General features: G+C 69.5%; 10 protein-coding genes, 1 tRNA gene and 1 pseudogene. 6 read left to right on the forward strand and 6 right to left on the reverse strand.

Annotated elements, in window-relative coordinates; translation table 11 throughout:
* Positions 1-47 precede the first annotated feature (47 nt).
* Positions 48-133 (forward strand) — tRNA-Leu (locus VE172_RS16695).
* 39 nt (positions 134-172) lie between these two features.
* On the opposite strand, the gene VE172_RS16700 is transcribed toward VE172_RS16695, so the two are convergent.
* The 3 genes from VE172_RS16700 to VE172_RS16710 all read right to left on the reverse strand — a co-directional run bounded on the left by VE172_RS16700 (position 173) and on the right by VE172_RS16710 (position 2,454).
* Complete coding sequence (locus VE172_RS16700) at positions 173-931, reverse strand: sulfite exporter TauE/SafE family protein (RefSeq protein WP_324803070.1); 759 nt, start codon at positions 929-931, stop codon at positions 173-175.
* Between the two features lie 75 nt (positions 932-1,006).
* Complete coding sequence (locus VE172_RS16705; protein ID WP_324803072.1) at positions 1,007-1,708, reverse strand: rhomboid family intramembrane serine protease; 702 nt, start codon at positions 1,706-1,708, stop codon at positions 1,007-1,009.
* A gap of 41 nt (positions 1,709-1,749) precedes the next feature.
* Positions 1,750-2,454 (reverse strand): GntR family transcriptional regulator, encoded by a 705-nt coding sequence (locus tag VE172_RS16710; protein ID WP_324803073.1) that lies wholly within the window; start codon positions 2,452-2,454, stop codon positions 1,750-1,752.
* A gap of 82 nt (positions 2,455-2,536) precedes the next feature.
* Between VE172_RS16710 and VE172_RS16715 the strand changes: the two genes are divergently transcribed.
* Genes VE172_RS16715 through VE172_RS16730 form a run of 4 tightly spaced genes read left to right on the forward strand, consistent with a single transcriptional unit; the run spans position 2,537 to position 6,223 of the window.
* The gene (locus tag VE172_RS16715) at positions 2,537-3,724 is read left to right on the forward strand and encodes a CaiB/BaiF CoA transferase family protein (protein ID WP_324803074.1); all 1,188 of its coding nucleotides are present in this window, start codon (positions 2,537-2,539) and stop codon (positions 3,722-3,724) included.
* A complete protein-coding gene (locus VE172_RS16720) occupies positions 3,724-4,578 on the forward strand; it encodes an HpcH/HpaI aldolase/citrate lyase family protein (RefSeq protein ID WP_324803076.1) in 855 nt (284 codons plus the stop codon). Before VE172_RS16715 ends, VE172_RS16720 begins: the two co-directional genes overlap by 1 nt.
* 40 nt (positions 4,579-4,618) lie before the next feature.
* A complete protein-coding gene (locus tag VE172_RS16725) occupies positions 4,619-5,956 on the forward strand; it encodes a TRAP transporter large permease subunit (RefSeq protein WP_324803077.1) in 1,338 nt (445 codons plus the stop codon).
* 39 nt (positions 5,957-5,995) lie between these two features.
* Complete coding sequence (locus VE172_RS16730; RefSeq protein WP_324803078.1) at positions 5,996-6,223, forward strand: hypothetical protein; 228 nt, start codon at positions 5,996-5,998, stop codon at positions 6,221-6,223.
* A 55-nt stretch (positions 6,224-6,278) separates the two neighbouring features.
* Here VE172_RS16730 and VE172_RS16735 read toward each other — a convergent pair whose 3' ends face one another.
* From VE172_RS16735 to VE172_RS16745, 3 genes are all read right to left on the reverse strand, one after another.
* A complete protein-coding gene (locus VE172_RS16735; protein WP_324803079.1) occupies positions 6,279-7,214 on the reverse strand; it encodes an exonuclease/endonuclease/phosphatase family protein in 936 nt (311 codons plus the stop codon).
* Positions 7,215-7,301: 87 nt separating this feature from the next.
* Positions 7,302-7,808, reverse strand: a complete 507-nt coding sequence (locus VE172_RS16740; RefSeq protein ID WP_324803080.1) for a hypothetical protein — start codon at positions 7,806-7,808, stop codon at positions 7,302-7,304.
* A gap of 80 nt (positions 7,809-7,888) precedes the next feature.
* Complete coding sequence (locus VE172_RS16745) at positions 7,889-9,514, reverse strand: ABC-F family ATP-binding cassette domain-containing protein (protein WP_324803082.1); 1,626 nt, start codon at positions 9,512-9,514, stop codon at positions 7,889-7,891.
* Positions 9,515-9,865: 351 nt separating this feature from the next.
* On the opposite strand from VE172_RS16745, the pseudogene VE172_RS16750 reads away from it, so the two are divergent.
* A pseudogene (locus tag VE172_RS16750) lies at positions 9,866-10,353 on the forward strand (hypothetical protein); the annotation flags it as partial.

The following is a 10,353-nucleotide window of genomic DNA, read 5'->3' on the forward strand; positions in this document are numbered from 1 at the left end:
CTCGGGCGCGTGATTACCGTGGAACACAAGTACATACGTGTGCGCATGCGCGAGTGGCGGAATGGCAGACGCGCTAGCTTGAGGTGCTAGTGCCCTATTAACGGGCGTGGGGGTTCAAGTCCCCCCTCGCGCACTTTTATTTGGACCCCAGGTCGGTCGTCGGAAACGACGCCTACTTGGGGTTTTTGAGCAACAGCCAACTGATCGTGGTCACACCTATCACGATGATCACTCCCCGAAGCACCTTGGGTGACAGCTTGCGGCCGATCCTCGCGCCGAGCAGACCACCGACGGTGGAGCTGGCCGCGAGGATCGCGACCACGGGCCAGCTGATCGGCGCGATGAAGGCGTAAATGGTGCCCGCCACGATATTGACCACCGCGACCAGGGCGTTCTTGTACGCGTTGAGTCGCTGGAGCGATTCGGAGATCAGCATCCCCATCACGCCCACGAGCATGATGCCTTGCGCGGCAGTGAAATAACCGCCATACACTCCGATAAGGAATATGAGCGGATAGAGCGGCAGCTCCGATCGCCCGCCACTCGGCCGGTTCCGCAACCACTTGGACAGCAACGGCTGCACCACGACGAGTATCACCGAGGCCCCGACCAGCACCGGAACGATCGCCTCGAACGCGTCGGACGGCAGCAGCAGCAATAGGGCGGTGCCGCCGATGGCCCCGAAGAACGACGCCACCGCATATCGGAGCAGGCGATCTCGTTGTCCCACAAGTTCGTGGCGGTAACCGTACGCGCCGGTGACCGTGCCGGTGATCAGGCCGATGGCGTTGGAGGTCGTGGCCGTCACCGGCGGATAGCCAAGCGCCACCAGCATGGGGAAGGTCACCAGGGTCCCCGAACCGACCACTGTGTTGATCGTGCCGGCCCACAATCCCGCGACCCCGATCAGGGCACCCTGCCACCACGCCATGTCGGCTAACCCTACGGATCCCCACGGCGCCACTCAATATGCGAAATACCACAGTGTCCGAACAGCGCAGGTCCGTCAGTGTCTCGCGCTGCCCGCGTCCGTGCCGAGGCTTCCCGCCACCGCGAGTCCCAGCAGCAGGCCCGCCGCCAGCGCGGCGCCGTGCAGGTCGCGCAGCGTCAGCAGCGCCCCGGCCACCACCACACCCAGGAGCGGCCATCCCCACCGTGGGACCCGGGCTCGGTTGTTCCACAGCAATGCCCCTGCAACGATCGCGGCTGCCGTCAGTACCCATGGCCCCGCGCCCGCCAGCAGTTTGGACAGGCCGGTCCCCGCCAGGGCCATTGCGTAGAAGGCCGCGGCTCCCGCCGCCATGTCGATCTCGGCGCCGACGCGGCGCCGGCCCGCGATCAGGAGGCCGCCCGCCAGCCCGCACACCGCCACCGAATTGCCCGCGCCGACCGAGTCGAACAGGATTCCGGCGGCCTCGCCGACGGCCGCGCCGCCCAGGTAGAGCACCAGCCAGCGGGGGCGGCCGAGCAGCGGCTCGGCCAGGGCGCCCAGGACCGCGAGGGTGATCAGGTTGAACGCGGTGCCGACGACACCGCCGTCCTGGAACACCAGCGTGGTCACCAGACGCCACCATTCGCCGTCGGCGATCGCGACGGGGTCGCGCTCGAAGCGGGTCAGCAGCACCGGCCAGGCGAGTTGCGCCAGGCCCGGTATCGCCGTCAGCACCAGGATCGTCAGGGTGAGGGGGATTTCTCGGGGCTTCACCACGAGGAGGAATCGTAGCCGGGCCCGGCTGGGCGTCCGGGGTGTCAGTGGCCCGCGTCGCGGGCATCGGCGGCGCGTTCGAGGTGTTCGATCATGACGCGTTCGGCGCGCTGGGCGTCGCGGTTCTTCAGCGCCGCCAACAGTTCTCGGTGTGCCGCGAGGAATCGGGTGGCGTCGTCGGGGTGGTGCCACAGGGAGCTTTCGGCCGGGACCGGGTGGCTCTTCCAGATCGAGCTGAGGTGGTCGGCCAGGAACGCGGGGCCGCCAGCGCGGGCGATCAGGTCGTGGAACTGGCGGCTGTGTTGGGCGAGGTTGTCGACCTGGCCCGCGGCGTGTTCGTCGACCATCCGCTCGTGGAGAGCGTGCAGCGCCGCGAGGTCCGCGTTGGTGAGGCGGTCGGCGGCCAGCCGGGCGCACAGGCCCTCGATCGCGCTGCGCAGCAGGTACAGCTCGCGCGCCGCGTCGTGGCTGAGCTCGGCGACGGTGGCTCCGCGGTGGGGGCGGTAGGAGATCAGGCCCTCGCTTTCCAAGCGGCGCAATGCCTCTCGGACCGGGGTGATGGAGACGCCGAGGCGCCGGGCGATCTCGTCTTGGGGAACCGCGGCGCCCGCGGACAGCTGGCCGCTCATGATCTCGGTGCGCAGCACCTCGTGCACGTACTCGGCCTTGCTGCCCGGTGGGCGGGGTTGAACTGAGCCTGGCGCGGCCACGCGGGTTCCCTTCGGCATGGGCGGATCGATGCCGTTCAACGGTAGACGATGCGTCACGGGGCGAATGGGTGAGAACGAGGGGTTGACATCAGGCATGATGCATCTTATAAGATGCATCGCTATGAAGGCTCTCTCCGGAATCAAGGTGATTGACGTCTCGACGCTGTTCGCCGGACCCACCGCGGCCATGCTGCTGGGCGACTTCGGCGCCGACGTCATCAAGGTCGAACATCCCCGGCGCGGAGACCCGTCGCGCGGGCACGGTCACGCCAAGGACGGCGTCGGACTGTGGTGGAAGATGTTGTCGCGCAACAAACGCGCCGCCGCGATCGATCTGTCCACTCACGATGGACAGGAGGTGGCGCGGGCGTTGCTGGCCGATGCCGACGTGCTGGTGGAGAACTTCCGGCCCGGCACCCTGGAGCGCTGGAACCTCGCTCCCGAGGCGCTGCTCGAGGCCAACCCGGGCCTGGTGATCGCGCGGGTGAGCGGGTTCGGGCAGTTCGGCCCGATGGCGGCCGAGCCGGGCTTCGGCACCCTCGCCGAGGCCATGAGCGGGTTCGCGGCGATGACGGGCGAGCCGGACGGGCCGCCGACGCTGCCGCCGCTGGCGCTGGCCGACGGCATCGCGGCGCTGGCCTGCGCGTACGCCATCATGGTCGCGCTGTCGGCCAGGTCCCGGTCCAGCCGCGGCCAGGTGGTGGATCTGGCGATCATCGAGCCGATCCTCACCGTGCTGGGTCCGCAGATCACCGCCTTTCGGGCGCTGGGGGTCGTGCCGCAGCGCACCGGCAACCGGTCCATGAACAACTCGCCGCGCAACACCTACCGCACGCGCGACGGGCGCTGGCTGGCCGTGTCCACCAGCGCGCAGTCGATCGCCGAGCGGGTGGTGAGCCTGGTGGGGCGCGACGACCTGGTCGACGAGCCGTGGTTCGCCTCGGGGCGCCAACGCGCCGAGCACGCCGCCGAACTCGACGCCGCCGTCGGCGGTTGGATCGCCGAGCGCGACGCCGACGAGGTGATCGCGGCGTTCAGCCGGGCGCAGGCGGCGATCGCGCCGATCTACGACGTCTCCGACGTCGTGGCCGATCCGCAGTTTCGGGCCCTGGGAACCGAGGTCGAGGTGGACGACCCCGAGCTGGGCAGCGTGTCGATGCAGAACGTCCCGTTCCGGATGTCCGAGACTCCTGGCGAGGTGCGCTGGGCGGGGCCGCGGCTCGGGGAGCACACCGACGAGGTGCTGTCGCAGGCCGGTTTCGACGCCGAGCGGATCGCGCGGCTGCGCGAGCGAGGGGTGGTGGCGTGATGTCGCAGGCGATCACCGTGACGGCCCTGTACGCGCCGGCCAGCCGCCCGGAGTTGCTGCCCAAGGCGCTGGCCAGCGGCGCCGACGCGGTGCTGGTGGATCTGGAGGATGCGGTTTTGGCGACGCACAAGGACACCGCCCGCGCCAACGCGATGGCGCTGCTGGACGACCTTCCCGCGCGCCCCGGGGTGCAGGTGCGCGTCAACCACCCGCGCGGGCGCTTCGGGCCGTCCGACCTGTGGACGCTGGGCACCCATCCGGCGATGCGCGCCGGCCGCGTGGGGCTGCGGCTGCCGAAGGTGGCCGGACCCGACGACGTCGACCTGGCGCTCGACATGCTCAATGTGGACACGCCGCCGCGGGTGCACTGCCTGCTGGAATCCGCGGCCGGAATCGAAAACGCCGATAGGATCGCCGCGCACCCGGCCGTCGCCGGTCTCGCCCTGGGCGAGGCCGACCTCGCCACCGAGCTGGGTCTGCGCGGTGAGGACTCATACGCCTGGGTCCGCAGTCGGATCGTCATCGCCGCCGCCGCCGCGGGCCTACCGGCCCCCGCGATGGCGGTCTACACGGACCTGGCCGACCCAGAAGGTCTGGCCGCGTCCTGCGCGAAGGGCCGGGCGCTCGGCATGTTCGGACGCAGCGCCCTGCATCCCCTACAGCTGCCGGTCATCGCCGCCGCGTTCCGGCCCGACCAGCGGGAGCTGTCGCGGGCCCACGAGGTGGTGGAGGCGGCGGCCGGTGCCGAGGCCGACGGAAGCGGCGCGATCGCCCTGCCCGACGGGCGGTTCATCGACGCGCCAATGGTCGCCGCCGCCCGACGCACCATCCAACTCGCGGCGCGGCTCGCATGAGCCCCCGCACCATGCCCCTACAACGAAGTGGATTTCTGCCATGATCGGAATCTGGGCGCTCGTCGCCTACATCGTGGTCATCATTGTGTGGAACGGGCTGCTGAAACGCAACATCGGCGAGGCGATGATCCTCGGCTTCGTCGCGGTGGCGGCCTTCGGCGGCGGCAAGATCTTCGAGGTCGGTTGGGCGGGCATCAAGGCCGCCGGGACCGAGGAGATCGTGTTCGCCGCGTTGACGTTCGTCTTCATGGGATTCGTCCTGAGCAAGACCGGCGTCGTCGATCAGCTGATCGCGATGCTCAACTCCCTGCTCGGCAAGCGGCGCGGCGGCGCCGGCTACGTCTCGACCATCGCCTCGGGCCTGTTCGGCGCGGTGTCCGGGTCGGGTTCGGGAAACGCCGCCGCGGTGGGCTCGGTGACCATCCCGTGGATGACCAAGTCGAACTTCTCCCCCCAGCTGTCGGCGACGGTCGTGGCCGGGAACGCCGGGCTCGGCATCGCTATCCCGCCGAGCTCCTCGCTGTTCATCCTCACCGGTTCGGCGGCGGTGGCCAACTACGTGACCGCCGACAAGTTGTTCCTGGCGCTGTTCCTCGGCGGCGCGTGGACGCTGCTGTACCGGCTGATCCTGATGTTCTACTTTGTACGGAAGCATCAGATCGGCGCGGTCGACCCGTCCCTGATCCAGCCGCTCCGCCGCACCTTCGCCGCCGGGTGGTCCAGCCTGCTGGTCTTCGTCGGCATCGTCATCCCGGTGCTGCTGACCTCGGACCTGAGCGCCGACGCTCTGGTGTCGTGGATCGGCGCCGAGCCGGCGGACGCCATCTCGATCATCACCTGGATCCCCGTCCTGGTAACAATCATCGCGTTGATCCTGGGACGCAAGGCGCTGCCGCGGCGCGGCGCGGACTGGTGGCGGCTGCTGGGCGACGTCGGTCCCCGTTACGCGGTGATCGGCGCGACGCTGTTCTTCGCGTTCGCCGCGGCGGGTTCGCTGACCGAGCTCGGGCTGGCCGATCAACTGGCAAAGCTGCTCGGCGAGCTGGACGCCCCCGCCTTCCTGGTGTCCCTGCTGGTCGGGCTGCTGGTGGTCGGCGTGGCCGCTCCCCTGACCGGGACGGCCACGATCGCGGCGGTGGGACCGGTCGCGTTCACCACGCTGATGTCGGCGGGGGTCTCCGCGGTGCCCGCGGCGGTGGCGATCCTGATCTTCGCCTCGACCGAGGGCGCCTCGCCGCCCGGCGCGGCGCCGATCTACATCGCCAGCGGCATCTCCGGGGTGAACCCGGCGCGCACGTTCGTGCCCCTGGTGGTCTGGTACGTCGTGCCGATCCTCATCATCGGCTCGCTGGTCGCCGTCGGCGTGCTTCCCGTGTAACCCAGTCCTCGATAGACAAAGCTAGCGAAGGAGTCGCACATGTTCACGAAGATTCTGGACGCGGCCTTCCGCGGGTGCCTGGCGCTGTTCCTGCTCGGAGGAGCGATCGTGGTGGCCACGCAGGCGGTCGGGCTGATCGTCGGCGGCGGCGGGCTGATCACCGGCGCCGTGACCTGGGTCGGCACGCCGACCTACATCCTGGCCGGGCTGTCCGGCCTGCTCGGATTCGGGCTGTCCTATCTGAAGGGCTGGGACACCTCGGACTGAACCCGCGGCAAGCGGTGTGGCCCCGGCCGACAGACGGTCGGGGCCACGCGTTGCCTCACTGGCGAATGTCGCGCCAGCAGTCTCCGGGGTCCGACGGGGCGGACTTGCCCAGCTCCAGCAGGAATCCGCGGTGGTCGGTGTGCTCCACCGTGTAGGCCCAGCCGCAGCTCTGGCGCCAGAAACCGTTGGCCGAGTAATAGATGTGCTGCAGCCCGTCCTGCGGGATCGACGGGGTACCCGGGCGCGCCAGGTCGTGCAGGCCGTGGAAGGACGACGGGGCACAGTTCTGGTTGGCGCCCTTCATGTTCAGGTCGCCCGCGAACACCACGTAGCCGGTGCTCTTGCCGAGGATCTGGTCGCGCAGGATCCCGCACTCGGTCTTTTGGTGGTCGCCCTGTTGCGCCAGCGACAGATGCGCGGTGCACACCCGCACCGAGCTCCATTCGCTGGTGGACACCTGGGCGCAGATGTAGGAGCGGTGCCCCTTGCTCTCGAAGTAGCCCTGCGGGCCGTCGCCCGAGAACTTCTTGGCGAGGATGGCGTTGACGCCCGCGCCGCGGTCCACCGTGCACTCACGCGGCTTGCCGTCGGCGCCGCCGCCGGTTTCCTGGTAGCGCAGTTGGTATCCGAGCTTGTCGGCCACGGTGCGCAGGTCGTTGAGGCAGCCCTCGTTGACGGTGATGACGTCGGGCGTGTGGCGCTGGTACTGGGTGACCATGGAGTCGCGCTTGAGCTCGGCCGTGTGGCGCTCGGTGTCCGCCCAGGCCGGGTCGGAGGGGTCGTTGGCGTTGGGGAAGCAGTCCTTGGTCTCCTTCGATCCCCACATGCACATGTTCAGCTGCTCAACGGTGATGATGCCGGGGCCGTCGGCCTGCTTGCCGGAGCCGCCGGTGGCGGTATCGGCAGTGGCGGTCTGGAACGTCACCGCCGCGGCGACGGCCACGACGCCGATCGCCAACAGCCACAGGCCTTTCCGCTTCTTCGTAGCCATGAGTTCTTCCTGTTCGGGGGCTGGAACTCAACAGCCTAGGCACGAGCGGTTGGGGCGGGGTTGGTTCTGCGTTGGGGCCCAAGGGCCTCAGGGGGTCGGGGCGAGCTGGTCGTCGATCATGATGGTGGGCACCGGGTTTCCCTGTTCCGCCGCCGGGTTCACGTCGTCGATCACGTCGGCGATGCCGGCGAAGATCCGCCAGGCGATGGCCCGGTCGGCCGCGCAACCCGCGGGAGTCTCGCCGATCAGGCTCACTCCGGCGGCGTCGCTCATCGCGATGACGATGTGCACCAGCTGCGGCCCCGACAACCGGATCTCCAACAGGAACGGCGAGTACAGGGAGATCTCATCGTCGGAGGGGGAACGCCAGCCCACCACCCCGCAGGCGAACAGGTCGATGAACTGCCAGGTGTCCCGGTGACACACCAAAGTGGTACACGAGATGCCCGCCGCCTTGGTCAGCAACGCCGACTGCCAACGCCGCTGGTCCTGGCGATTGGTCAGGTGGGCCAGCCGTTCCCAGAGGCGCCGCACCGCGCCACCTCGGACGAGGCTGGGCTCGACCGTCATCGAAAGCGTCGGCTGCGATGCCATCCTGTGTCTCCCTTACGTTTGGACTCAACGGGGGTGCCACTTGACACAACGCGTGAGCTCGCAGTAAGTGACGGTGCGAATCAGGCCAGTTCGACGAGCTCCATGAGGTCGTCGCTCCAGATGTCCTCGTCGCCGTCGGGCAGGAGGATGGCGCGCTCCGGGCGCAGCGCCCGCACCGCACCGGGGTCGTGGGTGACCAGAACGATCGCGCCGGGGAAGCGGGAGATCGCGTCCAGCACCTGTTCCCGGCTGGCCGGGTCGAGGTTGTTGGTGGGCTCGTCCAGCAGCAGGACGTTGGCGCCCGAACACACCAATGTGGCCAATGCGAGCCGGGTCTTCTCGCCGCCCGACAGCACGCCGGCGGGCTTGTCGGCGTCGTCCCCGGTGAACAGGAAGGCGCCGAGGATCTTGCGCAGGTCGGTGTCCGTCTGGTTGCCGTCGGCCGCCGAGGCGGCGGAGCGCATCAGTTCCAGGACGGTGCGGTCGATGTCGAGGGTCTCGTGTTCCTGCGCGTAGTAGCCGATCCGCAGGCCGTGGCCGGGCACGATCTTGCCCGTGTCGGGGGTGATCTGGCCCGCCATCATCCGTAGCAGGGTGGTCTTCCCGGCGCCGTTGAGGCCCAGGATGACCACGCGCGATCCGCGGTCGACGGCGACGTCGACGCCGGCGAAGACCTCCAGCGAACCGTACGATTTGGACAATCCCTCGGCGGTGAGCGGGGTCTTCCCGCACGGCGCCGGTTGCGGCAGCCGCACCTTGGCGACCTTGTCGGCCACCCGGACGTCCTCCAGGTGGGACATCATCTTCTCGGCGCGGCGCACCATGTTCTTGGCCGCCACGGCCTTGGTGGCCTTGGCGCCCATCTTCGCGGCCTGAGCGGTCAGCGCGTTGGCCTTGCGTTCGGTGTTGGCGCGCTCGCGGCGGCGGCGCTCCTCGTCGGCCTCGCGCTGTTTCAGGTACGCGGCCCAGCCCAGGTTGTACTGGTCGACGGTGGCGCGGTTGGCGTCGAGGTACCAGACCTTGTTGACCACCGCGTCCAGCAGGTCGGCGTCGTGGCTGATCACGATCAGGCCGCCCTTGTGGGCGGAGAGGTAGCCGCGCAGCCAGGTGACGGAGTCGGCGTCCAGGTGGTTGGTGGGCTCGTCCAACAGCAGGGTGCTGGAGCCGTCGGCGCTGTCGGCGAAGAGGATGCGGGCCAGCTCGACGCGGCGGCGCTGACCGCCGGACAGGGTGCCCAGGGTCTGGTGCAGGACGCGGTCCTCCAGGCCCAGGTTGGCGCAGATCCGGGCCGCCTCCGACTCCGCCGCGTATCCGCCGAGCGCGGCGAAGCGGTCCTCGAGGTTGCCGTAGCGGCGCACCAGGCGCTCGCGCTCGGTGTCGTCGACGACCTCGGCCAGGGTGGATTGCAGCTTGGTCATCTCGGACAGCAGGACGTCGAGTCCGCGGGCCGACAGCACGCGGTCGCGGGCGGTGGTGTCGAGGTCGCCGGTGCGCGGGTCCTGCGGCAGGTAGCCGAAGGGGCCGCGGCGCTCGATCTCGCCGGAGTACGGCAGGTTCTCGGCCGCCATGGTCTTCAGCGTGGTGGTCTTTCCGGCCCCGTTGCGGCCCACCAGGCCGATGCGGTCGCCGGGCTGCACCCGCAGGTTGATGTCGGACAGCAGGATCCGGGAGCCGGCGCGCAGTTCCAGTCCGGTAACGGAGATCATCGGGAAGGGCTCGCTTTCGATGGAAGATGGGAAGACTGGTGTACGGGCATGCTTCGTCAGCCCGCCGGATTCACATCCCGTAGTGGACGGTCATCCCGTCGATGTGGATATCCCGGCGCGGCGCACGACACTCAGTCTTCGCAGCGAGGCATGTCGCCAAGTCTAGACACCCTCCGTGGCCCGCCGCGACCGGATATCGGGGACCTCACACGTCACATCGCGTCGTCCACACGGACTACCCGCGGCTCGGTGACGGGGTCCTTTTCGCGTGACTGACGGCGACAGACACCCGCGTTTGCCCAGCTCAAGACCTCAATGTCCGTTTTGCTCGGCGGTAGGTTGGCCCGCGCTATGGACTCAGACCAGCACTCCCCCGAATCCGAATCCGCTTCCCGGCCCTACACCGGACGACACCGTCCGGCCCTGTTGACCCGCACGGTCTTCGCGGCCCTGGCCACCGCGACCCTGATCGGCGCGGGCGTCACCGCGGCGGGCGCCGCCACCCCGTCGGCGACCGGCACCGGCACCTCGCTGGCGGCCGACGGCCACGACTCCCCGCGGGCGGACCGGCACGACGCCCGGCGCGACGTCCCGCGCGACGAGCCGTCGCCGAAGTCCACACACGACAAGCCCGAGCCGAACAAGCCGAAGGTCAAGCCGAAGCCGAAGCCCGCGTGGGTGGTTCCGTCCCCCGAGGACATCAGCGACACCTTCGGGCCGCGCGGCTGGCGGGGCGGCGAGATGCACTACGGCACCGACTTCCTGGCGGCCGAGGGCGAGAGGAACTACGCCGCGGCCGCCGGGGTCGTGGTGCAGGCCGGGCCCAACGGCGGGTACGG

This window comes from Stackebrandtia sp. (assembly GCF_035643755.1).
Lineage (GTDB): Bacteria > Actinomycetota > Actinomycetes > Mycobacteriales > Micromonosporaceae > Stackebrandtia.

Excerpts from the sequence above, each read along its gene's own strand:
- VE172_RS16700 (WP_324803070.1), bottom strand. The coding sequence starts at position 931 with ATGGCGTGGTGGCAGGGTGCCCTGATCGGGGTCGCGGGATTGTGGGCC.
- VE172_RS16715 (WP_324803074.1), top strand. The coding sequence starts at position 2,537 with ATGAAGGCTCTCTCCGGAATCAAGGTGATTGACGTCTCGACGCTGTTC.
- VE172_RS16720 (WP_324803076.1), top strand. The coding sequence starts at position 3,724 with ATGTCGCAGGCGATCACCGTGACGGCCCTGTACGCGCCGGCCAGCCGC.
- VE172_RS16725 (WP_324803077.1), top strand. The coding sequence starts at position 4,619 with ATGATCGGAATCTGGGCGCTCGTCGCCTACATCGTGGTCATCATTGTG.
- VE172_RS16730 (WP_324803078.1), top strand. The coding sequence starts at position 5,996 with ATGTTCACGAAGATTCTGGACGCGGCCTTCCGCGGGTGCCTGGCGCTG.
- VE172_RS16735 (WP_324803079.1), bottom strand. The coding sequence starts at position 7,214 with ATGGCTACGAAGAAGCGGAAAGGCCTGTGGCTGTTGGCGATCGGCGTC.
- VE172_RS16740 (WP_324803080.1), bottom strand. The coding sequence starts at position 7,808 with ATGGCATCGCAGCCGACGCTTTCGATGACGGTCGAGCCCAGCCTCGTC.
- VE172_RS16745 (WP_324803082.1), bottom strand. The coding sequence starts at position 9,514 with ATGATCTCCGTTACCGGACTGGAACTGCGCGCCGGCTCCCGGATCCTG.